20 protein-coding genes and 1 riboswitch are annotated in these 24,962 nt (G+C 56.4%); of the genes, 4 read left to right on the top strand and 16 right to left on the bottom strand.

All coding sequences use genetic code 11. The features are described from left to right. Positions 1–43 precede the first annotated feature (43 nt). Positions 44–1,468, bottom strand: coding sequence for a PTS transporter subunit EIIC (locus tag JCM17207_RS11880; protein WP_238317842.1), 1,425 nt, complete (start codon positions 1,466–1,468; stop codon positions 44–46). A 35-nt stretch (positions 1,469–1,503) separates the two neighbouring features. After that, positions 1,504–3,006 (bottom strand): glycoside hydrolase family 1 protein, encoded by a 1,503-nt coding sequence (locus JCM17207_RS11875; RefSeq protein WP_238317841.1) that lies wholly within the window; start codon positions 3,004–3,006, stop codon positions 1,504–1,506. A gap of 314 nt (positions 3,007–3,320) precedes the next feature. Between JCM17207_RS11875 and JCM17207_RS11870 the strand changes: the two genes are divergently transcribed. Beyond that, entirely contained in the window at positions 3,321–4,214 is an 894-nt protein-coding gene (locus JCM17207_RS11870; RefSeq protein WP_238317840.1) for a MurR/RpiR family transcriptional regulator, read from the top strand. A gap of 187 nt (positions 4,215–4,401) precedes the next feature. Here JCM17207_RS11870 and JCM17207_RS11865 read toward each other — a convergent pair whose 3' ends face one another. The 3 genes from JCM17207_RS11865 to JCM17207_RS11855 all read right to left on the bottom strand — a co-directional run bounded on the left by JCM17207_RS11865 (position 4,402) and on the right by JCM17207_RS11855 (position 8,394). Beyond that, a complete protein-coding gene (locus tag JCM17207_RS11865) occupies positions 4,402–5,808 on the bottom strand; it encodes a glycoside hydrolase family 1 protein (protein WP_238317839.1) in 1,407 nt (468 codons plus the stop codon). Positions 5,809–5,811: 3 nt separating this feature from the next. Continuing rightward, positions 5,812–7,443, bottom strand: coding sequence for a PTS transporter subunit EIIC (locus JCM17207_RS11860; protein WP_238317838.1), 1,632 nt, complete (start codon positions 7,441–7,443; stop codon positions 5,812–5,814). A gap of 120 nt (positions 7,444–7,563) precedes the next feature. Further along, entirely contained in the window at positions 7,564–8,394 is an 831-nt protein-coding gene (locus JCM17207_RS11855; protein ID WP_238317837.1) for a PRD domain-containing protein, read from the bottom strand. Between the two features lie 445 nt (positions 8,395–8,839). Here JCM17207_RS11855 and JCM17207_RS11850 point away from each other — a divergent pair, with 445 nt between their 5' ends. After that, entirely contained in the window at positions 8,840–9,604 is a 765-nt protein-coding gene (locus tag JCM17207_RS11850; protein WP_238317836.1) for a hypothetical protein, read from the top strand. 41 nt (positions 9,605–9,645) lie between these two features. Here JCM17207_RS11850 and JCM17207_RS11845 read toward each other — a convergent pair whose 3' ends face one another. The 11 genes from JCM17207_RS11845 to JCM17207_RS11795 all read right to left on the bottom strand — a co-directional run bounded on the left by JCM17207_RS11845 (position 9,646) and on the right by JCM17207_RS11795 (position 22,751). Next, positions 9,646–11,127, bottom strand: a complete 1,482-nt coding sequence (locus JCM17207_RS11845) for a sulfatase family protein (protein ID WP_238317835.1) — start codon at positions 11,125–11,127, stop codon at positions 9,646–9,648. A 34-nt stretch (positions 11,128–11,161) separates the two neighbouring features. Continuing rightward, entirely contained in the window at positions 11,162–12,628 is a 1,467-nt protein-coding gene (locus JCM17207_RS11840) for a family 43 glycosylhydrolase (protein WP_238317834.1), read from the bottom strand. Further along, positions 12,625–13,596: a nucleoside hydrolase gene (locus JCM17207_RS11835; protein WP_238317833.1), complete on the bottom strand. Its 972-nt coding sequence runs from the start codon at positions 13,594–13,596 to the stop codon at positions 12,625–12,627. The genes JCM17207_RS11840 and JCM17207_RS11835 overlap by 4 nt, the downstream gene beginning before the upstream one ends. Before the next feature lie 15 nt (positions 13,597–13,611). Continuing rightward, on the bottom strand, positions 13,612–14,793 hold the full coding sequence (locus JCM17207_RS11830) for a macrolide family glycosyltransferase (RefSeq protein WP_238317832.1): 1,182 nt from the start codon (positions 14,791–14,793) through the stop codon (positions 13,612–13,614). A 108-nt stretch (positions 14,794–14,901) separates the two neighbouring features. After that, the gene (locus JCM17207_RS11825; RefSeq protein ID WP_238317831.1) at positions 14,902–16,179 is read right to left on the bottom strand and encodes a PTS sugar transporter subunit IIC; all 1,278 of its coding nucleotides are present in this window, start codon (positions 16,177–16,179) and stop codon (positions 14,902–14,904) included. 3 nt (positions 16,180–16,182) lie between these two features. After that, on the bottom strand, positions 16,183–16,491 hold the full coding sequence (locus JCM17207_RS11820) for a PTS sugar transporter subunit IIB (protein WP_238317830.1): 309 nt from the start codon (positions 16,489–16,491) through the stop codon (positions 16,183–16,185). A gap of 66 nt (positions 16,492–16,557) precedes the next feature. Beyond that, on the bottom strand, positions 16,558–16,893 hold the full coding sequence (locus tag JCM17207_RS11815; RefSeq protein WP_238317829.1) for a PTS sugar transporter subunit IIA: 336 nt from the start codon (positions 16,891–16,893) through the stop codon (positions 16,558–16,560). Between the two features lie 3 nt (positions 16,894–16,896). Beyond that, complete coding sequence (locus tag JCM17207_RS11810) at positions 16,897–18,327, bottom strand: 6-phospho-beta-glucosidase (protein ID WP_238317828.1); 1,431 nt, start codon at positions 18,325–18,327, stop codon at positions 16,897–16,899. Positions 18,328–18,343: 16 nt separating this feature from the next. Next, positions 18,344–20,254, bottom strand: a complete 1,911-nt coding sequence (locus JCM17207_RS11805) for a BglG family transcription antiterminator (RefSeq protein WP_238317827.1) — start codon at positions 20,252–20,254, stop codon at positions 18,344–18,346. Positions 20,255–20,259: 5 nt separating this feature from the next. Next, complete coding sequence (locus JCM17207_RS11800; RefSeq protein WP_238317826.1) at positions 20,260–21,036, bottom strand: ChbG/HpnK family deacetylase; 777 nt, start codon at positions 21,034–21,036, stop codon at positions 20,260–20,262. 383 nt (positions 21,037–21,419) lie between these two features. Beyond that, positions 21,420–22,751 carry an MATE family efflux transporter gene (locus JCM17207_RS11795; RefSeq protein ID WP_238317825.1) on the bottom strand — a complete coding sequence of 444 codons (1,332 nt, stop codon included), beginning with the start codon at positions 22,749–22,751 and terminating at the stop codon, positions 21,420–21,422. A 91-nt stretch (positions 22,752–22,842) separates the two neighbouring features. On the opposite strand from JCM17207_RS11795, the gene JCM17207_RS11790 reads away from it, so the two are divergent. Both JCM17207_RS11790 and JCM17207_RS11785 read left to right on the top strand, forming a co-directional pair. Continuing rightward, positions 22,843–23,517 (top strand): Crp/Fnr family transcriptional regulator, encoded by a 675-nt coding sequence (locus tag JCM17207_RS11790; RefSeq protein WP_238317824.1) that lies wholly within the window; start codon positions 22,843–22,845, stop codon positions 23,515–23,517. A gap of 178 nt (positions 23,518–23,695) precedes the next feature. After that, a riboswitch (NiCo riboswitch) is annotated at positions 23,696–23,779 on the top strand. A gap of 75 nt (positions 23,780–23,854) precedes the next feature. Next, on the top strand, positions 23,855–24,817 hold the full coding sequence (locus JCM17207_RS11785) for a cation diffusion facilitator family transporter (RefSeq protein ID WP_309295412.1): 963 nt from the start codon (positions 23,855–23,857) through the stop codon (positions 24,815–24,817). Positions 24,818–24,962: the final 145 nt, after the last annotated feature.

Raw genomic sequence — 24,962 nt, 5'->3', positions numbered from 1 at the left:
AGCATTCCATTTTATGCAATCCTGTGCCCTTTTTCTGTTACGCTTACTTCAATTCGTTGGTGACTGCGTCATTCTTGATGACCTTATTGGTATCCTCGGTCTTAACGAAGAATACCAGGACAAAGGTCACCACAAAGGCGATGGCCAGGGTAGCAACTGCCTTCCAGATGTTGCTGGGGTCCTCGCCCATATAGGTGGGCAGGGTCACAATGGAAGGCGCTGCGGTTGCGTAGCGGACCAGGCCGCTCAGCCCGGCAAAGAGGCCGCCGGCCGCGCCGCCGATCATGACACAGGGCAGCACGTTTTTAAACCGGAGTGTAAAGCCATAGATGGCCGGCTCGGTGATGCCGCCGAACAGGGCGGTAAAACTGGTGGTCAGCGCTTCCTGCCGGATGGTGGTATCTTTGCTTTTGAGTGCCAGCGCCAGAGAAGCAGCGCCCTCAGCGATGTTGTGGGCCAGCATGCCGGGGCCCGCCACCGTCTCGTAGCCCACCGCGGACATCTGGGCATAAATCAGAGGGATGGTGCAGTTGTTCAGGCCAAACAGAACCATCAGCGGGGCGATGGTGCCGATGAAGGTGGGCAGCAGCCAGGGAATGGTGTTCTGGAGCCAGGTCAGCAGAGCCGCCAGGCCGTCGCCCATAATGGCGCCGATGGGACCCAGCACGCAGAAGGACAGCGGGATCATCACAATCATGACCAGCAGGGGTCGGAACACATATTTAACCACATCGGGCAGGAATCTGGTACCGAATTTTTCCACATAGCTGGCCACCCAGACGATCAGGATGATGGGGATAACCGTCGCGCTGTAACTGGTCATCCGGACGCTCAGGCCGAAGATATCCAGGCTGGTGCCGGCCGAAACTGCATTGCTGAAGGTGGGGTGGAGCAGCATGGCGCCCAGCATCATGGCCAGGCCCTGGGACATGCCGAACACCTTGGCGCTGGTGGCCGCCAGCAGCACCGGCAGGAAGTAGAACACCGAGTCCGCCACAAAGGTAATGATGGTATAGACGCCGGATTCGGTGTTGACCAGGGACATCCGGGTCAGGATGGTCAGGAGCGCCTTGATCATACCGGAGGCGATCAGTGCCGGCAGAACGGGGATGAAGATGCCGGAAATCAGGCCCAGCGCCTTCTGGACCAGGTTTCCCTTATCGTCTTTTTTGCCGGAGGGGGCCATATCCTCGGGATGGTTGTCGTCCACAGCGCCCCCGGCGATGCCGATTTCATCCGCCACCGCCTGGTAGCATTCGTTGACGCTGGGGCCGATGACAAACTGGAACTGGCCGGCAGATTCCAGCGCCTTTAAAACGCCGGGGACCGAGTTCAGTTTTTCCAGGTCCACCTTGCTGCGGTCCTTGACTTCAAACCGCAGTCGGGTGGCGCAGTGGGTTAGGTTTTTGACGTTGTCTTTTCCGCCTACGACTTCCAGAGCCTTTAAACCTGTTTCACGATAGTCCATAATGTCCTCCCCTTCCAATTTCTTTGTAACAAACCTTACAGTCCGTTGTTGGCGATAATCTCCTTATAGCGGTAGTAGCTCTGCTTGATGGAGCGGTGCAGATCACCGGTGCCGTCGTTGTGATAATCCACATAGATGAATCCATAGCGCTTGTCCATCTCGCCGGAACCAGAGGATACCAGATCGATGGGGCCCCACCAGCAATAGCCAAAAACCGGCGCTCCGTCCTCGATGGCCATATGGAGCTGCTTGAGGTGTTCTTCCAGATATTTAACCCGCTCAGGGTCCTGGATGGGCACCCCCTTCGACTCGTCCTCGTACAGGCCGATGCCGTTCTCCGCAATGAAAAGCGGCTTGTGGTAGCGGTCCGCATATTCATTGATCAGGACGCGGAACCCCTTGGGGTCCTTGCGGAACCGCCAGGGATCGGGGCTGAATTCATTGCAGTATTCGTTGGTAGTCTTTGCACCGCCGGGCACCAGGGCGCCGCCGTCGTACATATGGCCCTCCTGGTACTTGCACACGTTGGAGAAGTAGTAGCTGAAGCCCAGATAGTCCACGGTGTTGTCCCGGATAATCTCCAGCTCCCCGTCCCGAATCTCGGGGCGGACTCCCCGTTTCTCCCACAGTTTTGTCAGCCAGTAGGGGTAATAGCCATCGCACATAATGTCTGTGAACAGATAGGTCTCCCGTTTGGCGTCAATGGTGGCCAGCACATCGTCCGGATTGCAGGTGGCGGGATAAACCGCCGCGTGAGAGCCGGCCATCATACAGCCGATTTTCCCGTTGGGCACCAGCTTATGGAACAATCTGACGCTCAATGCGTTGGCCAGCATGGTGTTGTGCAGTGCCTGATGCATCTCCTTTTCCGTGTAGTTCTGGTCAAAGAACTTTTTGTCAGGGTCGGTCCGGGCGGGCAGCACCCCAGCTGCGGCAAAAGGCCGGCGGAACAGGTTGTTGATCTCGTTGAAGGTGAGCCAATATTTCACCTTGGAGCCATACCGGCGGAAAATCGTGTCGCAGTACCGCAGGTAGAAGTCGATGCACACCCGGTTGGACCAGCCGTTGTACTTGGTCATCAGGTTGAGGGGGTTGTCAAAATGGGTGATGGTGATGATGGGCTCCATCCCATAAGAGCGGATGGTGTCAATCACATCGTCGTAATGTTTCAGGGCCACCTCGTTGGGCTGCATTGCATCGCCCCCGGGGAAAACCCGCGCCCAGGAAATGGAGGTACGAAAACAGGTAAAGCCCATCCCGGCGATCAGCTTGATATCCTCTTTATAGCGGTGGTAGAAGTCGATGCCGGTGTTCGCCAGATAGACCTTGTCAGGGTCCTGGGCGATTTCGTACCGGCCGGTTTCAGCGTTGTATCGGATGCCCGGCGTGTGGCCATCGTTTTCAATGCCCACCATCACATCTGTCACCTGTGGGGTTTTTCCATCCTCCAGCCAGGCGCCCTCGGTCTGGTTGGCGGCAATCGCGCCGCCCCACAGAAACCCTTCGGGGAATTTGTATTGCAGTTGTTGTTCCGTCATAGTCTCCTCCATTTTTCCCGATCGTTTCCATACGAACAGCCGCGCGCTTGGCTCATGTTTGCGATCCGTGATTTTGAACAAATTCGTTTGATTTGTTTGGCCTTATTATATCGTCCCGCCAGCCAAATGCAACACAAATACAGTCTTCTGAAACTTTGTTCCATGTCAAGGGCCCGGAATCCCAAAAATAAAATTGTGTTTCATTTCCCGCGAACTTTCACTTGACGAAAGACTCTTTATTTGATATGCTATATTTTAGCACTTATTTTTCAAGCGATTTTGGTTAGATTGCATGACAGCAAGGAGACAGCATTATGAGCCGATCGGTACAAGAAACGCCAGCCGAAGATACCCTCACCATTCTGGAAAAGATCGGCAAGCTCAAACTGACCAGCACAGAATCTGCCCTTGTGTCTTTTTTGCTGAGCAACTCTGAGATGATCGCCAGCATCCAGCTGAACGAACTGGCCAAACAGGCCTATGTCTCCTCTGCCACCATTTCCCGGTTTGTCCGCAAACTGGGGTTTAAAAATTACAATGACTTCCGGGTGGCCTTTGTCAAAGAGCGCAGCGGCACCGCTTTCCCCGATATGGTGGTAAACTACGATAACCCCCTTCACCTGAACATGTCCACCCAGGACATCGAAAACACCATTTTCAGCATCCTGGAACAGACCCTCAAAGATGTATTCGTCATCAACGACACCGCCAGTTTTGAAAAAGCAAGCGAGTTGATTTTCAACGCCAAGCGGATCAAAATCTACGGCACTTCCACTTATCTTTCCATTGCCAACATCTTTAAGCTCAACATGCAGCGGATCAACAAAAACGTGGAGGTCATGCATCTGGAGGGCGAAGGCGTGTTTTCGGCCTACCGGGCCACCCAGGACGAGCTGTCCATCGTCATCACTTACAGCGGAAAATCCTCCCTCGCCCTGGCACAGGTGGTTTCGATCCTGTCCCGAAGCAAATCCCCCCTGCTGCTGATTACCTCCATGCACAATAAAACCTACAACCTGAACGATTTTGCCTCGGTGCTGTACATTCCCTCCAAGCAAAAGGGCCCAATCTATTTTTCCTCCATCTCGGTGGAGATGTCTATTTTTGCGATTCTCTATATGCTGTATGCCTGCCATTACGAAAAAGACTACAGCCTGAACATGGAGTATGTCCAGTCCATCCTGAAAAGGAACAATATCCAGGAGTAATGGATTTTCCTCTCCCCGTCTGCATTAAAACTGCTTCTCAAGAGGGCCCAGCCTATCTCGCCGAATGTCTGAGCGCCCGTGGATGGGGTCACACCGTTTCCCTTAATTTTGCAAAAAAGGCATCTGGATTCCAAGTGTAATCCAGATGCCTTTTTGTTATAAATTATTCTTGTGATTTTTCGCAGGTTTAGTCTAAATCCGCGCCATTGGTAACGATCACCTTTTTATACCAGTAGAAGGATTTCTTGCGGTACCGCTCCAGTGTACCACTGCCATCCTGATTTCGGTCTACATACACAAAGCCGTAACGCTTGGTCATCTCGGCCGAAGCGGCGCTGACGCAGTCGATGGGTCCCCAGCTGGTGTATCCGAAGACATCCACCCCATCCTCCAGAGCCCGCTCCATGGCCCGGATATGTTCCCGGTGGAAATCAATACGAGCCTGGTCGTCCACCGTCAGGGTTCCATCGGGCAGACGGATGAGCGTTTCACGGGCGCCGATGCCATTTTCTGCCACAAACAGCGGTTTATGGAAACGGTCGTACAGGTAGTTTAAGATGTAGCGCAGACCTTCCGGGTCAATGGGATAATTGTAATCCGACACCGGCACATAGGGGTTTTTGAGCCCTCGCATGATGTTCCCGTTGGCCATGGCATACCGGCTCTCATCGGCCGCCACCACCTTGCTGCTGTAATAGCTGAAGGAGATAAAGTCCACCGTGTGACGCAGCGCCTCCCGGTCCTCTGGGGTAATCTCCAGGGAAACGCCATTTTCCCGCCAGAGCCGCTGGGCATAGTAGGGATATTCCCCGATGCAGTGGACAGTGATAAAGTAATCCAGCTCCTGCTGGGAGAGCATGGCCGTCATCACATCATCCGGCGCACAAGTCATGGGATACCGGGGGGCCGAAGCCGCCATACAGCCGATCCGCAGCTCCGGGTCCAGCTCGTGGGCAAACCGGGTGACCAGGGCGCTGGCCACCAGCTGGTGGTGGGCTGCCTGGTAACGATCTTGGGCGGTCAGCTCCCTTTTCGGGGTCATGACCCCGGCCCCCAGCAAGGGCGAAATCAGGGTTACGTTGATCTCGTTGAAGGTCAGCCAGTACCGCACCCGATCGTGGTAGCGCCGCAGCACCGTCTGGGCGTAGCGGACAAAACAGTCGATGGTCTTTCGGGAGCGGAACCCATCGTATACACGGCACAATTCCAACGGCATCTCGTAATGCGACAGGGTAATCAGCGGCTGGATTCCATAGCGCAGACAGGTATCAATTACCTTGTCATAGAATTGCAGGCCCGCCTCGTTGGGGGTCGTCTCCAGCCCGGTGGGATAGATGCGGCTCCAGGCGATGGAGAAGCGGAAGACCCGAAACCCCATTTCCGCCAACAGTGCGATGTCCTGTTCATACCGGTGATAAAAATCGGTGCCGATCAGTTTCAGGTTGTCCGGGGTAGGGCCAGCCGTCACCGGCCCCTGTACCCCCCGGGGCATCACGTCCTGCTGGGACAGCCCCTTGCCGTCTTCCTGGTAGGCGCCCTCGCACTGGTTGGCCGCCAGTGCACCGCCCCAAAGAAAATTCTGCGGAAAACTCATGGTTTACTTCTCCTGCCCTGCGAGTTCCTCCACAGGGTCTTTGTGGGTAATGTACGAGAGGATGAATGCGCTGGCCATGGCAATGGCTACGGCGATGCAGATGTGCGGGAAAGAGTTGTCCTCGCCCAGATAAACCGGCAGCGCAAAGATGGTGGAGGTGCCGTAGGCCCACTGTTTCACATGCATGATGCCGGCGTACAGGCCGCCCAGGGCGCCGCCGGCCATTGCGCAGTACAGCGGCCGCTTATACTTGAGGCCCACGCCGTACAGAGTCGGCTCGGTAATGCCGCACAGCGCCGTGACGCCCACCGTGGAAGCCAAGGTCTTGAGCTCCTTGTTTTTGGTCTTGAGCGCGACGCCAAAGGTGGCAGCCGACTGGGCCATATTGCTGCACACCATACCGGGAGCCAGAATGGTGGCATATCCCATAGTGGCACGCTGGATGGACTGGGCGCTGCCCACGGCATAGTGCATGCCGGTCATAACCAGCAGCGGGCACAGACCGCCCACGAGGGTGGGAACCAGCCAGCCCACATAGGCATCCATCGCGGTAAAGGCGGCGGCCAGATAGTTGCCCAGGATGGAACCCAAGGGGCCCAGAACTACAAAGCCCACCGGGACCGTGACCAGGATGGTAACCATGGGCACAAAGAACACCTTGATGGCCTTGGGCGTATACCGCGTGAAGAATTTTTCGACAATGGACTGGAAATAGACAATCAGGATGACGGGCACCACGCTGGAAGTATAGCTGGCCAGGGTAACAGGCAGGAAATCAAACAGCTTGACGGCCTCGCCCGCCTCTTTGAGGGCCATATAGTTGGGGTGGACCAGCATGGCCGCGAAAATCAAGGACAGATAGGGGTTGCACTTAAACTTTTTGCCGGCAGAGAAGGCCAGGAAAAAGGGCATATAATAAAACACGCCGTCCGCTACCAGGTAGAAGATCTGGTAAGTCTGGGAGCTGGAGCTGATGAGCTCGAACTGGGTCAGAACCGACAGAATCGCCTTAATCATACCGGCGCCGGCCAGGGGGCCGATCATGGGCATAACGATGCTGGCCATGGTGTCCACCAAACGGGAGAAAATGTTTCTCTTTTTGGCGTTTTCTTCCTCCGGCTCCACTGCGGCTTCGCTTTTCAGCCCCGTATAGGCGATCAGCGCATCGTACACTTCCACCACATGGGGGCCGATGATGACCTGAAACTGGCCCGCGTTGTCCACGCAGCCCGCCACGCCGGGAATCTTCTTGATGGCTTCCTTGTCGGCTTTAGAGGTATCTGCCAGGGTAAAACGGAGACGGGTAATGCAATGGGTTGCCCGCACAATGTTCCCTTTTCCGCCGATCTTCTCCACAATGGTCTGCACCAAGGTAGTGTAATCGGACTGATTTTTCGCTTTTGACATAATGGTTGCCTCCTCTTGTTTGCGGAGGGTCCCAAAACGGAGGGTGAGACGGCTGCGGCCTTCTGTAACCGATACAACACCGGGCAGTTTACGCACCGCGTCCGATTCCGCCAGGCTGGCGTCTTTCAGCGTGACATACAAATTGTCCTGCCGAAATTCATGCCAACTGACATTATCCTGGCCGCCGATCAGCGGCAGAAGCTGTGCCAAAAACTGTTCACGATCCATATTATGGGACCTCCTAGGGATTGGTTGTATCTGTTACCGCCAGATGCGCGCCAAACCAGCGGGAACATACTAAAATAAAAACAAACGATACGGAACAGGTCTGTTCCGTGTTGGAAAACATCAGTCTTCTTCCCGATTCTGCACCCGATGGATATGCAGCATCAGGTAGAGAATCTCATTGCGGCTGCACTGCCAGCCGTACCGCTCCTGCAAGTGGTGCGCCAGGGCGCAGGCACAAGCATAGATCTGGGGGTATTCCTGGGCGGTCTGCTCCAACAGGCTGCCGCTTTCGTCCTGAGCCGGACGGCCTGTCTGCAACCGCTGGACCAAAAATTGCAGGTGCATGGCAAAGCGGGCGTAGTTATAGCCTTCCCGGCAGAGCTTTATGCCCAGCCGCTGTTCCACGATGGCGGTCAGTTCTTCCAGCACATTGAAGGCGGTCAGCATTGTGTGCATGTTGCTGCCCTCCAGCTCGGCGTTGATTAAATGCAGCGCAATGCTCACGCCCTCTGCGTCCGGCAAACTCGTACCTGTGCGCAGGCGGACAATCTCCAGCGCCCGGATTCCCAGTTCACTTTCTTTGGGATACAAACGTTTTACGTCGTAAACCAGTGGCATCGCCAGGGCAATCCCCTTTTTCTCCCGCTGGATGGCAAAGGCGATGTGATCCGCCAGGGTAAAAGTAAGGTTGGGGTTCAGTTCGCCGTCCAAAGCGATTTCGGCCTGCTCCACAATATCGGCGCTTGCCAGCACAACGTCCTGGGGCAGCTCCGCCAATGCGTCAAAGTAGCGCGGATCCACATCGTAAAATGTACGATAAATCCGGGAAAGGTCTGTCAACTCATAGGGCATTGTGCCAAACCCCACTCCGCGCCCCAGCACCACCATCTCACGGCCTTTTCTGTCCTGTGCAACCGCAGCGTTGTTGTTGATTTTGCGAATGATTTTCATGCCGGGTGCGGCTCCTTTCCAGATAAAAAAAACCCCCGGAGCGGACTACCACACAGAACAGCTCGCCTTTTTAAAAAGGCGATAACCCTGTACTGCTAGTAGCGCCTCCAGAGGAGTAACGGCTAGTTTTGTTTACGGCCATTATACTACCAAAAGAATGGCCGGGTTGTCCATTCGCAAAACCGACAAAAAGTGATTTTGTTTTTCGTGCATCGTGTTTAAAGTCTTCTGGTCCGTCCGCTCCTCAGACAAGTTCGGCTGTCCCCCGCGTCTGACGTATTCTCCCGCATCTTTCCATAAGAAAGACCCCCGCGCAGAACGCGCCGGGGCCTTTCTACCTTCTTTTCTTTTTTCCTGCTTCATGCTATACTGAATTCACAGCATTTCACGAAGCTGCGTCGATTCGATTTTCTGCCTGGGAAATGCACAGAAAGAGGGTGTGCTTATGACAAAGTTCCAATCCCTGAACCAATACCAAAAGATTGTTTTGCTGATTTTGGCCGCAATGACCGCTCTGTTCAGTATATTGTATTTCATCGCATTTTCCCGCAAAGGTTTTGCGTACAAGGACACCATCCTGATCCCAAGCCAGGAAGAGGGTTCCACAGTCTATTCCGGCAAAATTGAGGGCCAGCTGGCGCGGTTTACCGTGTCCCCAGATAAGACTATCTTATTTCAGTACGGAGATAAAACCTATGGGCCCTATACCGCCCGGGAAGATGCATCCGCCATCCCCAAAGGGAACGACCACGCCGAATCCATGACCGGCATTGAGATTCTCCGCGGCGACGAGATTATGTTCCGGGGCGCAATGTTAGACCTTGGGAATCTTCGCGTATTGTACAATGAAGATGGCAGCCCGGAAACCCTTTCGATTTTTGCGACTATGAGCGACGGGAGGGTTGTAAACCAATATGGGCACACCGTCGATCCCATGGAGCCCACCGTTTCGGATCTATTGAATTTGATGGCCGGCCCGGAGCTGACCCACAAAGGCGAAGGGGCCGGCTGGTTTGGTGGGGTATTCTTCTGCGTTGTTACCGCCATTTCCATCTTGTTTGCAGACGAGCTGTTCCGTTGGCAACTGATGTTCCGGGTGCAAAATGTGGAGAATGTGGAGCCCTCCGAATGGGAGATTACGGGCCGGTACATCTCCTGGACCGTTCTGCCCGTCGCGGCCATCGTTATTTTCGTAATTGGGCTTAAATGACCCGGCCCTCGCAGCGCTCCTATCTTGTGGAAGTTTCGTATTTATTCCTGCGTCTGCTTTATCCCCAGACGCTCATACTCTTCCGCAGGGGCATCTGCCTCCTGGAGCGCCCGGGCCAATCTTTCCTCCCACTCCCCGCGGTTTTGGTCCGTCAGGATGTTGTTCTGCTCCGCCGGATCCACTCTCAAATCGTAGAGTCTGTCGCCAAATTTTTCCGCGTGGTAGAACGAGAAGGCCGGGATTTTCATGCAGGGCAGGCCGTTGGTCATCCGGCAGCCGGGGGTCATCTCTGCCCGGGCCAGCTGCTCTGCCGAGAAAAAGCCGCAAATATTGGTGGGCATCATGGTGTATTCATACAGCGGTCCATTGCCCGGGAGATTCGCCTTGATAAACACATGGTCTCCATCGGTGTAACCCGTAGAGCTGCCGTGTACCCCAAACAGGGCCTGTTCCCGGACCGGTTTGCCCTGGGTCAGTGCCGGCAGGATGGACCGGCCGTCCATCTCCCCCATTGGTTCCGGGTCACACCCGAATACCTCCAGCAGGGTGGGCACAAGGTCCACCGTAGCGCACAGCTGGTTGCATCTGCCCCCTTCCGCCACGCCCGGCAGGTGCAGAAAAAAGGGCAGATGGACGATCTCCTCATACAGGGGCGGAAAATTCTTCCCCAACCACTCATGTTCCCCCAGCAAAAAGCCGTGGTCTGTGTTGACCATGAGGGCAGTGTCCTTCCACATATCGTGGGCATCCATAAAGTCCAGCACGCGGCCCAGATTTTCGTCGCAGAGAGTCAAAAGGGCCGCGTATTCTTTTGCCCCATTTTCCAGAGCTTCCTTATAGTTGCCTTCCGGCAGCTGGCCATATTTAGGCCAGAACAAGGTCTCCTGGTCCGGCAGGCCATAGCGTTTGCGGTACTGTTCCGGCACATAGAAGGGTTCATGGGGATCAAAGGCTTCAATCTGTAAAAACCAGTTGTCCCGATCTTTGTGCTCGGCCAAAAAATCCAGGCCCGCCTGGAAGGTTTGTACGCTGGGCATGGTTTCCCGGGTCGGCTGCCGGGTCCGGTTGCGGTAATGCTGCTGTAAAGATTTCCCCGTTTTGCTCAGGGCGCAGTAGGGCGCCGGCATTTCCGGCAGAATGTCGCTGGGCACAAAGCAGTCGTTTTCCTGGCCGCGGAACCCCTCCCAGCTATTGTACCGGTTGTGATAGGTGGCCCCGCCGTCCTCCCAGTAGTGGGAATGATCGGTAACCAGATGGGTATAGATTCCGTTTTGTTTCAGCACCTCCATCACCGAACGGTCAAAGGGTTCCAGCGGGCCCCATCCCCTGCGCAAAAAATTGTATTTGCCGGTATGCAATTCCCGGCGGGCCGGCATGCAGGGCATGCTGCCCCCGTAAAAACGATCAAACCGGGTGCAATGTTCTGCCAGGCGCTGGAAGTTGGGTGCCTGAACCCAATCGTTGCCGTAATTGGGCAGAAACTTGCGGGTCAGGGTGTCAAACATGACCATAATGACGCGCATTCCTGTTTCCTCCTTTCCGTTTTTTCAAACGCTCTCATTCAAAGCAGAGATCTGCGCAATCCAGACGAGCCGCCTCCCGGCCCGATACAGTAAAGTAGACGCTGTGAACCCCGGTCAAGGACGGAACTTCTGTCTGTACGGTGACCCACACATCACTGTCGGCGGCCAGCTCTGCCAGGGCCGGACTCTCCGGGGCATCCAGATGAAGTGTCACTTGGCCCTGGCCCCGCAGGGTCATGGAGAGGATGACGCAGCCCGCTCCAAAGTCAAAATACTTAAACCCAAATACGCTCCCCGGGCGAAGATTTTCCAGCCAGGAGCGGTAGCCTTCCGGGTGGCCGGGTTCCTTTGCGCCGTTCACATAGGGGATGTCCGTCTCGGTCCGGTGCTGGGGCTGGAGGGGCAGAAGCTGCTTCATCTTTTCCTTGTCGGGGCCTTGCAGGCAGCAGGCAATGCTGGCAGGGTAACGCTGCTCTCTGGCAGGCAGAGGCCCGCCGTTCAGGCCGCAGCTGGTAATCTCCGCCTGGCGGAAGGTTCCATCCGGCTGAAGGAGGATCTCATCGGCGCAGCCCTGACGGCTGAACTGGCCGCCGTGGGTGTGGCGGTGCCAGAAAATATAATATCTGCCGCCGATCTGTTCCATGCCGCCATGGTTGTTGCCCATATAGTACTGGGGCTGCTGGTTGCCCTCCCGCCCCAGATCGCCATTGGAGACCAACACCCCTTTATAGGTAAATGGGCCCTCCGGTCTGCGGGACATGGCGTAGCACAGCTCATGGCCCTGGAGGCTGGAATAAACGAAGTAATACCACGCCCCAAAATGCCGGATGCTGGAGGCCTCAAAGAAAGGGTGCTCCTCAAAACTGGTGCCTTGGGCCGTTTCAGGGCCGTTGGCCACACACACCGGCTCCGAGACAATGGTCTTCATATCCTCTGCCAGCCGTACCACCATGGCCCCAGGGATCTTTTCCGGCATCCCGGGGTAATGCTTGGTGGGCGCACTGCCGGAATAGAGATAAATGCCCGAATCCTCCACCAAAACAGCCGGATCGAACCAGACAAAATCCTTGGGAACCGTACCATCGGGGCAGGCAACCTTGCCCCAGTATTCATACCGGCCCGCCGGCTGGTCACAGACCGCCACCGACACAACCCCCGACAAATCCATGGAATAGTACAGATAGTACCGCCCATCGGGGCCGCGTGCCACGTCCGGCGCAAAAATCAGATGGGGTTTGCCCGCCCGGGTGGATAAGGATGGAATCGTGGGGTCCTGCTGCTGGGGGTCCTGCTCTTTGCGATAGATTACCCCTTCGTAACGCCAGTTTCCCAAATCGTCCAGCGGGGCGCTCCAGCCCACATAATCCCCCAGGCAAAACTCATTTCCGCCGTTCTCGTCGTGGCTGCCGAACACATACAAACGCCCCTCAAAAATATGGGGTTCCCCGTCCGGGACATACTCCCAGGCGGGAAGATAGGGGTTTACCGCGGGTTTCTTCATCGAGCGCAACCTCCTTGGATGTCCATGGTCCCCGGCACCGGATCACGCCCATAACACAGCGCCAGTTTTGAGAAAAAGTCCTCCAGCAAAAAGCGAACGTCTATACTGTCATAGATGCGGATGAGTTTTCCCTCCGGGTCTTCCCGGTAGGTAAAGTCGTCCTGGATATAGGGCGCGCGGCCCGGATGGAAGTTGCCCCGCCAATCGCACTGAAGCAGCGCGGCTACCACCGGCGAATCCCCCAAGTTCCAGTTTTCCCCTTTTCGCAGCGGATAGGGGTCGGCTTCGCTCAGGTTATAAGCTTCGATTTCATCATAGAGATACCGCCCCGGCGCGCCGCAAGGGCGGACTTTCCAGGCCAATTCCGCCATGGTCACTTCCACGGTGCCATAAGCGTTCAGGGGGATCTGCCACAGATTCACCTCCGAGCCAAAAACCACCCGGGCGGCATACAAATCCTGAATCAGATTGAATTCCTTCCCGCCCTGGGGGTAGGCCCCGCCGCCGATCCAGACCACCGTCATCCGCCCCGCGATCTCCGGGCACCGGTTGATGGCGGCGGCCACATCGGTCAGCGCCCCCTGCACCGTAACATACAGGGGCCGCGGGTCCTCCCGCAGAGCCTCCTGAATGATGAAATTCACCCCTTCACTGGCGGGGGCGTCCGCTTCACTTTCCAGAGGGCCCAGACACCCCCGCAGCATGGGCACATCCTCCATGCCGGCGGCCTCCATCAGGATAAGCAATTCCTGATAGCTCTTCTCCATGGTGGTATAGGTCCCGGGAGCCTTGCTCTCAAAATGGGCCGCCACCACTCCCCTCACATCAAAAATGGGGGTCATCAGCTGGTGAAGAACGGCGAACTGGTCGTCCGCCTCGTTCTTCACATCGCTGGAAACAATGAGCCGCAGCTGCCGGCGCATGGGCAGGCGGAGGCCCATCCGGCCCAAGATCTCGTTTCGCTTCACAGCCTTTCCTCCCCCTTATTTCACAAGAAAGTGCATCAGCGCATCCGCCGAGGCCACCGCCCCGCCCAGGCGCTTCATATCCTCACTGAACTCCTCGGCCGTGGCCTTGTAGGAGGGCTCGGTCAAAAGTTTTACGATGGCGGCTTTCAGACTCTCCGAGGTGATGGCGTTTCTATCCAGGAAAGCAGTGCCCAGGCCCAGTTTCTCGATCTGGCGGGCGGTGATGGCCTGCTCCTCCATCTGGGGAATGGCGATCATGGGCACGCCGTAGTAGATAGCCTCGCCGGTGCCGCCCATCCCCGCGTGGGTAATGAACACCGATGCCTGCGATAGAATGTCCAGCTGGGGCACCATCTGGCCCACCTCCACGTTGGCGGGGATGTCCTTCAGGCTGGCGGGGTCGATGGAGCCCAGGGCCGCAAAAACGTTGATGTCCAGATCCCGCACCGCATCAAACAGGATGGGGTAATACTCGGGCCAGTTGTTGAAGGCGGTGCCCAGAGAGGAATAGAGCAGCGGTTTGCCGTTGTCGGGCGCTTTCCAGCTGCCGAAGGCAGTCCGCTTGCCAATCTGGACGCCGGTAAAGACGAAGTTGTCCCCAAAGCTCTCGTTGTGGGGCACCAGACGCTTCTGCATCATCACCAGGTTAAAATCCCCCTGGCCGTCGAAAATTTCTTTCACCGTCATTTTCCGGCAGCCGTATTTTTTCACGAACTCTTCGGCGATCTGGTCGGCCGCCACCCGCAGCGGGTGAGTGGCCGGGACGCTCTCAAAGCTGGCGGCCATGGAATAGGACTCGTTGGAGGGGTAGCTGGTGTAGAGCATCACATTGGGGACATGCAATGCGTCGGCGGCGATGGTGCCCGCAATGCCCGCGAAGTCGTGGACAATGGCGTCGGGCTTATCCTCTTTCAGGACCTCCAGAATGGAGTCGATGGCTCCGCCCGCTTCGTTTAAAAAGAGGAAGGGCACGGTGGCGCCCACGTCCTCATCGGCGCCGCCCTCCTGCTGGCCGGACTGCTGGGCCATCCAGGAAGGGACGGCCACAAATTTGGCACCGGTGGGCTCGACGATGTTTTTGAAATTCTCGGTGGAGAAATAGGTCACCCGGACGCCCCGGTTGACCAGCTCGGTCACCAGGGAGAGGGTAGGGTTCACGTGACCGAAAGCGCCCAGAGATACAACTGCGATATGCATAGAGAAACTCCTTTCAAGCAAAATCATTTCAAAAAGGCAAAAAAGGAGCCATGCAGGCAGCGCACGGCGTCGCCCGCATGGCTGCGGAAATAAAGGAGAGAAGATGGCTTAGGATTCCTGCCCGGCTTCGGCCTCAACGGCTGACGCCTCGTCCGCAAGATACTTTTTATCCTGCATCCGAATAAAGGGCATGTAAACCAGAACATCGAGCACAAAGAGCACCACTTCCATGATGGCCAGGGAGACGCTGCCATTCAGCAAGCCGGTGGCCACCATGGGGAAGTTAAAGACGGTAACCCCTGCATACTTTGCCACCAGGCCCGAAGAGCAGGCCAGATAACCCAGAACAAAGTTGAGCATCGGGGTGATGATCCAGGGAACGGCCACAAAGGGATTCAGCACAACGGGCACACCGAAAATCAGGGGCTCCGAGATGCCCAGGAATGCGGGGGCCACCGAGATTTTGCCCACCGTTTTCAGCTGGCTGGACTTGGAGAAGAGAGCGACCGCCACCGCAAAGGCCGGATAAACCACCGCAACGGTCATGGCGTAGGAGAAGGCCATGCCAATAACGCTGGGGATGGGCTCGCCTGCGGCGTAGGCCGCCTGGTTCATGCCGTCCAGACCGAACATGATGGGGCCGGTCAGGCTGGCGAGGAAGCCGGGATGGACGCCGAACACCCACAGCAGCTGGGTGATCAGCTGGAAGATGCACATAGCAATGACGTTGTTGCCCATGATGGCGGTCAGAGGAATCTGGAGCAGGTTATACAGACAGTCAAAGATATTGCCCCAGGGGGTCAGGCCAAACAGGGCCCGCACCACCATGGCCACGATAATCACCACAAAACCGGGGATCAGGGAAACAAAGGAATTGGACACATAATCGGGGGTGCCTTCCGGCATTTTGATGACGATTTTGGCATCCACAATCGCCTTAAAAATCTTTACCGTGAAAATGGCCACGAAGATGCCCACGATCATACCCTTGGTGCCCAGGTATGTATAGGCGAAGTTCGCAGAGGATGCTTCCGGGTCAGCCAGCGGCGAAAGGGTCAGGTAGGCCACAATCGCCAGAATGGGGACCAGATCCGCCTGCAGTTCCAGATTTTTCGCATAAGCCTTGGCGATCCCGTAGGTAAAATAGACGCCCAGCATATTGGTGGTAGCCGCCACCACCATATTCAGGATGGTCACGAGCCCTGCGCTCTGAATGAACGACTGCCAGAACGGGATGGGCAGACCCGCAAACAGGCTGGCAAAAGAGCCAATGATGATGATCGGCAGGTTGGGCATAACGCCTTTGGAAATGCTCCGCAGATAGATGTTGCCGCCCACCACGTCGCTCAGCTTGGTGGCCATCTCCACAAAGTTTCTCTTCGCCATGGCTCAGACCTCCTCGCCCATCATCTTGCGGGCGGCCTTGAGAACAGCAGCGCCGTTCATCATGCCATAATCTTTCATCTCAATGGCCGCCGCAGGAACACCGGGGCAATCCTGCTGAACTTGACCCAGCTTGTGTTTGACCTGAGGGCCCACCAGGATGCAGTCCGCATCGGTGGCCACCTGCTTGGCATCCGACAAAGCGTAAGCGGCAATGCTGCAATCGTAGCCGGATTTGGCGGCAGCGTCCTTCATCTTGGCCACCATCATACTGGTGGACATCCCGTTGCTGCACAGTAGAACAATTTTTTTCATGATCTTTTTCCTCCATCCATCGTTGATCTAGTCATTTCAACAGCTTTTCAGCTGGTTCGCCCGGACTTATTGTTTCTCCAGTTTGTCGATCCGCTTATACAGGGCAATCATCTCTTCCACCAGGGTCTTGGTCAGCTCGGCGCTCATCAGCTGATCCTCCGCGTGGGCCAGCACCAGCCGGACGGTGGTTTCGACGCCCTGGCCCTCGGCCTCGATCATGGCGGCGTGGGCGTGGTGTCCCTGGATAAAGTACTCGTCTCCCTGTTTGAAGAGGGCCTCCGCCTCTTCGTACTTGCCCTCTTTGGCCTTGTATAAGGCCTCCATAAAGGTGCTCTTGGCGCCGCCGGCGGCGGTAATCAGTTCAAACACCTGCATCTCTTCCTGTTCGGTCATTTCTGCCATGGGTCATTTCCTCCTTATTCCATCCAGGTCCTCGCCGTTGGTGGCGATGACTTTTTTATACCAATCAAACGATTTTTTACGGCGGCGCTCCAATGTTCCGTTGCCCGCGTTGTCCCGGTCCACATAGATGAACCCATACCGCTTTTTCATCTCGCCGGTGCCTGCGCTGACCAGGTCGATGCAGCCCCAGGGGGTGTAGCCCATTAGAGGAATACCGTCCTCTTCCACTGCGGCTTTGAACGCCTTGATATGCTCCCGCAGATAGTCGATGCGGTAGTCGTCGTTGATGGAACCGTCGGGCTCCACCGTGTCCACCGCACCGAGGCCGTTTTCCACAATGAAGAGAGGTTTCTGGTACCGCTCATACAACAGCCGCATGGTCAGCCGCAGGCCCATGGGGTCCACCTGCCAGCCCCACTCGCTGGAGGGCAGATAGGGGTTTTTGACACCGGCCACCACATTGCCCTGGGCAGTGCCCGCCTCGGTGGGGCGGCCCGCTTGGACCATGGACATATAGTAGCTGAAGCCGATATAATCCACGGTGCCGCGGCGGAGCAGCGTGTCATCCCCCGGCGCTTTTGTGATCTGAACCCCTGCCCGCTCCAACTTATTGAGCAGGCGGGCCGGGTATTCGCCCCGGGCCTGCACATCCGCAAAGGCCAGCATAGTGCTCATCATATCGTCGGCGGCCTTGGCGTCCAGGGGGTGGCAGGTCTCGGGATAGACCACCCCGAACAGGGTCATACAGCCAATCTGATTTTCCGGGTCGATCTCATGGCCCAGCAGCACTGCCTTGGCGCTGGCCACAAACTGGTGGTGGGCCGCCTGATAGATCACCTGGGTCCGATTTTCCTCGGGGCGGATGTCCAGGCCCGCCGGGTTCCAGGGTCCAAACTCGATGGCGTTGATCTCGTTGAAGGTCATCCAGTATTTGACTTTGCCCTTGTACTCGGTAAAGATCACCCGGCAGTACCGCTCGAACAAATCCACCAGGCGCCGGTCCCGCCAGGCCCCGTATTTTTTCACCAGGCCATACGGCATCTCGTAATGGCTGATGGTGACCACCGGCTCGATGCCGTACTTGTGGCACTCATCAAAGAGGTTGTGATAGAACCGGATGCCCGCCGGGTTGGGCGAAGCCTCATCCCCCTCGGGGAAAATCCGGCTCCATGCGATGGAGGTACGGAAGCACTTGAACCCCATCTCCGCAAACAGGCGGATATCTTCCTTGTACCGGTGATAAAAGTCGATGGCGATGTGGCTGGGGTAATACTCCCCTTCCAGAATGCCGTCCGTAAGCCGGCGCTTGGTGTGGGCGTCGCCCGCAGTGAGGACGTCCGCCACGCTCAGGCCCTTTCCGTCCTCCCGGTAAGCGCCCTCGCACTGGTTGGCAGCCACTGCGCCGCCCCACAGGAAATTGCTGTCTAATGCCATATTGTTCCTCCTTGGATCATTCCAAAAGCAGTTTCATGAAGTGCTCGTACTCTCTCCGGCTGATAATCCGTTTGACCCGCAGCTGGTCCGAAAGCAGCGAGCTGGTCAGCTGGTAAAACTTTTGCGTCTGAGCCGAAGTCGATTCGTAGATGGACACCATCACCACCAGCTGAACTGTATTGCTGGACCAGAGGATGGGTTTATCCAGAATGCCCACGCAGACCATGTTTTCGTGGAAGAAGCAATCCTCCGGGTGAGGGATCGCCACCTGGTTGCCAAAGTCGGTACCACCCAGCTCTTCCCGGGCCAGCACCGAAGCGCAGAAGGTTTCCTCCGGGATGGGATAAACCTGGGCCAGCCGATGGCTCAATTCCCGGATGACCTCAGCCCGGGTGGTGCCGGTCACATGGGCGAAAAACAGTTCGGGCCGGTAATACGTTCGGAGGAAATCGGTGCTCCCCTGCTCCAGCTTTTTCCGGACCTGGGGAATGTCGTCGCTGTCCAGAAAGTTCCCGATCTCATAGATCGGGGTTCCGGCCGTGGTGTGCAGAGGCACCGTGGTAAACACATAGTCGATCCCGCTCAGATCGTACTGCTCGAACTCGTACATGCTGCACACATCCAGCCGGTTAATATAGACCCCAAACTCATTGCGGAACCGAAAAGCCAAAAACCGGCTGCTGGCCTTGCCGGTCATGCAGACCAAGAGGATATTCTTCTTCTCGATGTCATCTTTCAGGGATTCCAGCGCCATTTCCAGGATGATGGCAAAATACCCGGTCTCGGCCTCTGAAATTTTCCGGCCATAGAACCGTTCCAGCTCCACCATTGCCCGCTGGGCTATGGCAAAAGCGAACGGGTAATTCTGCTTTATCTCCTCCAAAATGGGGTTCGGCATGGGGATGCCGTAGGTCATCCGGATGTGGAAGGTGGCCAGATGATTGTACAGGGCAACACGGACGTTTAAATTGTCCTTAAAGTTGAGATTGTAAACCTTTTGGATGCAGTTCATCAAAAGGCTGCTGAGGCTGTTGATATCCTGGAGTACCACCGGATTAGACTGAAGTTTGTATTCGTCGCCCAGAATCCGCCGCCCTGCAATATAGACGGCAATGTAGAGCTGCTCCGCCGGCTCCGGCTCGATCTCCACCTCCATCTCCCGCAGCTGCTGCACCAGAATCCGGGCAATGGCATATTCCGGCATCTTCTCCACCCGGGCCAGCTGGTCGGGGCGGGCCTCCCGAATGATATTCCCCTCCCGCGTCCGCATGCAGGCCACATAAAGGTAAAAGACAATGTTCTGGAAGGCGGCTTCCGAGAATTTGACCCGGTGCCGGAGCATTACATCCAGCAAAACCTCGCCGATCAGAGCCGTCAATTTAGCCTGGGTCCCCTCCTGATCCAGGGCCCCATAATAGGGCTGGACCAGATAGTCCATACAGCATTTTCGTTTATCAAACTCGTGTCCGTGGACCCGCACCCCATAGTGGGGTTTACGCTGCAAGACCAGATCGTAATGCCCCAGCACAAACTCCACCTGCTTGAGCTCGGTGGAAAGGGTTTTGGTGGAGACACAGAGCTCCTCGCTCAGATCTTCCAGTTTCCAGCATTCTTCGCTCTGCAAAAAACGGGCCAGCATGTATCGGAACCGTTCTTCCACCGAGTTGGGGATAGACTGACGCATCCGGGCCTGTTCGGTCTGAAGCCAGGCCTTATACCGCTCCCGATCCTGCACCACCAGTCGATAACCGTGCCGTGGGCGGGACTCGATGGTTGCACCGTGAGATTCCAGCTCCTTTCGCAGATCCCGTATCCGGGTTTGGACGGTCCGGTCACTGGTTTCGTTCTGGTCTGCCAACCTTTTGGAAGTCAAATATTCTGTTTCGGAGAGGCTCGCCAACAGGTCCACCAGCTTTGAATCCAGCATACCGATCAATTCCCGTCCTTTCCCAAAAATTCATTGACCCGCGCCGTAAAGGTCATAGGCTGTACCTGATTTTCCTTCATCCACTGTTTCAGCGCCTCACTGCACAGGAACGCCGCCTCCATGGGGCGGATAAGGGTATAGGAAGAATGGTCCAGAATATACTGATCCAGATATCCGGGGTGGAACACCAGAACCGAACACTCTTTTTCTTTTATCTGTGCTTCATCCTCGAACAGATACCGGCAGGGATCGTAAAGGCCCTTTTCGTCCAAATGATAAAAGGCAGAGCACTGGATGCCGTATTCCGCCGCCCACTGGGGGTTGACGGGGTCGCAATAAAGCAGGCCATTCCGGGCCGCCACATTTTGCAAGCCCTGGAAAAAGTTGGGCGACATCACTGCGTGACCCTCAAAGTAGGCCGGGTCCCGGCCCGTGATTTGGCGGAACCGGTCCAGCTGGGCCTGGATTTCCAGCTCCACCTCTTCCAGGACGATGGTATCCTCTTTGCGGGAGCGGATCTCACGACTGGTACAGAACATCCCGTTGGGCTGAACCAGAGAAGGGATCCGGGCCGGGTCGGTGAGGGGGCGCCCGACACAGATATTGGTGTGCTGCCCCACCTCGACGCCTGTCTCTTTCACCAGCGCATAACCGGCTGCTGCTTCGGGCATGTTGGGCATCAGGCCGGTACAGGTAATGGCCCCACTGACAATGGACCGGTAGATCCCGCAGTTGACCCCTTCGCTGAACCCCAGGTCATCCGCCCTGAAAATAATCTTCATCTCTCCCCCGCTCCTCTCGGTTGTTTCTCTCTTTTGACGTTACCAGTGTACCAATTTGTGCCCCCAATGTCCACGAAGTCTTTTTCGGTAATAAATGCCGAAAAAATCCACATTACAGGGTTTATTTGTGCAGTACAACAAATTCATCTTGACGTTTTTGTACATTCCTGCCGACTCGGATGTATTGCAAAAGCCATCCGTTTGCTCGAACCGTTCCCCAGGCCGCACAATTCCAGCCTACACCATTCTGCACGACAACCGGGAAAACAGAAAAACCTCCCCTTGCAGGAATCGCATCCCGTAAGGAGAGGTTTTGAGATCGTGTGCCACGATGAGCCCACCCGCTCTGCGGGATGGTCTGGACGCTCTGGCACACTTTCTTTTTACTTTAGTTCCGGGTATAATTGGGTGCAGAACAGCCCTCCCGCGACAAGAGCGGTGAGCGCGTCAGCCGCCGCTTGGGCCGCCAAAATGCCGGTGTATCCCGCCAGAGCACGCCCGGCCACCAGGGCCAGCGCAAAGATTACTCCCTGCCGGCTGATGGACAGCACGAAAGCAGCCCCCGCCTTGCCGGTGGCCTGAAACAGGATGGACAGCAGAAGGACCGCCCCCACAAAAATCATGGTAACCACCTGCCAACGCAGCATGATCACACCGTCCCGGACGATGCTGTCGTTGTCCATAAAAATCCGCATCAGGGCCGGGGCCGCCAGGCAGATACCGACGGTCAGGACCAGGGCTGACCCGCTGATAAAACCCAGGCAGAACCGAAGCAGCGAACGAAACCGCTGCTTATCCCCCGCGCCATAATAGTAGCCGAACAGCGGCTGTCCGCCAAAGGCAAACCCGGTGAGAAGGAGCAGGGCGATCATACTCACCTTGAGAACAATTCCCATAGCGGCGATCTTGTCGTTGCCGTAAGGCAGCAGGAACTGATTCATTAAGACAGAGGCTGCGCTTTGCATAACATTCACCACTGCGGCCGGGATGCCAATGCCCATGATCTGCCCGACGTGCTGGGCCGGGACAAGCATCTGCCGGGGATCCAGCGATAGGACCCGGCTCTTTTTGATGACCGCCGCAGCATAAAACACATCGGCGAGCAGGTAACCAATGACGGTGGCGATGGCCGCGCCGGCTGCGCCCATCCCCAGAGTGGAGATAAAGATGGGGTCGAGAATAATATTCGCCACCGCCCCCAGGATGGTGCCCGCCATGGATTCTTTGCTCATCCCCTCGGCCCGCAGAAGGTTTGAGTGGATAAAGGACAGGGTGATCACCGGAGCACCGGCCGCCAGCCAAAAGCAGTAGGCAGAGGCATGGGCAAAGGTCTCTTCGCTCGCCCCCAGCAGCCAGACCAGCGGGGTGCGGGCCAGCAGCATCACTGCGCCGATTACGCCCCCCGTCAGCAGAGCGGCGTAAAAACAAAAGGCGCTGGCCCGGCGCACCCCCTGCTCATCCCGTTGGCCCAGCAAGCGGGAGATCAGGCTGCTGCCGCCCTGCCCAAAGATGTTGCCGACGGCCATCAGCAGGGTGAAGACCGGCATCCCCAGCGAGACGCCGGCCACGATGTTGGTGTCCCCTGTCTGCGCCACAAAAAATGTGTCGGCCAGGTTATAAATCAGGGTCACCACCATGCTGCAGACCAGCGGCACCGCCAGTTTAAAATAGGCCCGGGCCACATGGCTGTCATTGAAAACATTTTTTCCTTCCATGCAAAATCCTCACTTTCTGCGGTACAGTATACCAGCGCCGGAGCGTTTTTTCTGTGCCACATGACACATTCCGGGAGCAAGGAGGCCCCTCATGAAACGTATAGACGATCCCCACCAGATCCAGAAGCTGCGGGCAGCCAGCGGCGTCTGCCGCCTGTTTGACACCCCCGGCCTCATCTTCCAGGCTTTTTCCTTTGAGAAGGGTGAATATCTCGTTTCGCCCGACCGCCGGATGGACTGGCTGCTCTTTCTAGCTGAGGGAGCTGTGCGCATTTACGGCATCCGGGAAAATGGCAGCCTCTTGCCGGTAGACCGACTGAACAGCCCCGCATTGCTGGGGGATCTTGAATTTACGGAGAACGGACGCTCGGCTTTCTACGCGGAAGCCTGCGGCAGGGTGATCTGTCTGGCCCTGTATGTACCGGCCTATCGCGACGCCCTCAACCGGGACCTGCGTTTTTTGCACGTTCTGCTCCACGCCTATGCAGACAAGATCAAAATGTTTTCCGCTATGGACCTTACGGCCGCTACCGTCGAGGAGCGGGTGTTGCTCTATATGGCCACCGCCTGCCCGGACCAGGAGTTGCGCGGCATCGAGGCCGCTGTTTTGCAGCTGCGGTGCAGCCGCCGCCAGCTCCAGCGGGTCCTGCAAAAACTCTGCGCCGCCGGCCAGGTGGAAAAGCTGGGCAAAGGCCGCTACAAGCTGGCCGGCCCCCAGTGGACCAGTGTTTTATCTGAGGGAATTTCCGAGAGGGCGATCCGATGAAAAGTCAGTAAAATAACGCCTCTCTTGCTCAGCATTGCGGCAGATGCTACATTTTGGGACAGATCGAGGCTTTTGTCCTTTAAGATTTACAGTTCGTTCATTGACAACCTCTTTTTTCTGGTGTAAAGTTAAGACACTCTTTGCACTGCATTACGTCCTTTTACAGGATGCGAGCTCAACAGTACAAACTGAACAGGCGCTGACCAAACCGTCATTTGCCGGGCCTCTATGGCAGCAGATGTCCAACATCTGCGGGACAGTTGTATGTCCCGCAGGTGTTTTTTTATATTCACCCGGGGAAACGAGAATTTTCAGAATGTGTTTGCAAGAGAAACTTTTGTCGAAAGACACAGAACAGGAGGATTTCCCCATGAAAAACACCGCCAAGCAAACCGACACAGTTTCCCGCAAGAATCCCATCGATGAATCCGCCGCCATCCGGAAGATGTCTTTTGTCAGCGTGGCTGGCAACGCCGTTTTGTCCGGGTTCAAATTCTTTGCCGGGGTCACCGGCAACTCCGGCGCGATGATCTCCGACTCGATCCACTCCTTCTCCGATGTAATTACCACGTTGATCGCCTGGATCGGGGTCAAAGCCTCCAAAAAGGAGGCAGACGCCGCCCACCCCTACGGCCACGAACGGATCGAGTGTATCGCCTCTCTGCTGCTGGGGATCGTGCTGCTGGGCACCGGGCTGGGGGTCGGCAAGGTGGGGCTGGAGAACATTTTCTCCGGCAACTACCAGGCCCTGGCTGTCCCCAGCGCCATCGCTCTTGTGGCCGCCGTCGTCTCCATCGTGAGCAAGGAGGCCATGTACTGGTACACCCGCTATTATGCCAACCTGATCCATTCCTCGGCTTTTCTGGCGGACGCCTGGCACCACCGCTCGGACGCCTTTTCCTCCATCGGTTCCCTGATTGGCATTGCCGGCGCTATGATGGGATACCCGGTGCTCGACTCGGTAGCCAGCGTGGTAATCTGCCTGTTCATCGTCAAGGCCTCCTATGACATCCTGAAGGACGGCGTGGTCAAACTGCTGGATACCTCCTGCGGCGAGAGCTACGACAAGAAGCTGGCGGATTATATCTCCGGGCAGGAGGGCGTAGTCTGTGTGGACTCTCTCCGCTCCCGGATGTTCGGCAACAAGGTCTACATCGACCTGGAAATCCAGGTGGACGGCGAAAAATCCCTGCGGGAGGCCCACCAAGTAGCCGAGCGGATCCACGACGACGTGGAGAAAACCTTCCCCGATGTAAAGCACATCATGATCCATCTGAACCCCACCGCTAAGGCCGTGTGACCAAAGTTAAAAAGAGATTTGCTCCCGTTTAAGGGCAACAGCCCGCTTCCAAAAGGAAGCGGGCTGTTGTCTTATCTTGGGGATTCCCCGGTATCTATTGCGGATTTCCATAAGTCCCCAAGATCCGGCTCACCCTCAATAAAGG

The sequence above is a fragment of the Faecalibacterium gallinarum genome (assembly GCF_022180365.1).
GTDB lineage: Bacteria > Bacillota > Clostridia > Oscillospirales > Ruminococcaceae > Faecalibacterium > Faecalibacterium gallinarum.
The sequence above is the reverse complement of the archived record's forward strand: the minus strand, read 5'-3'. Positions and strand labels throughout refer to the sequence as shown.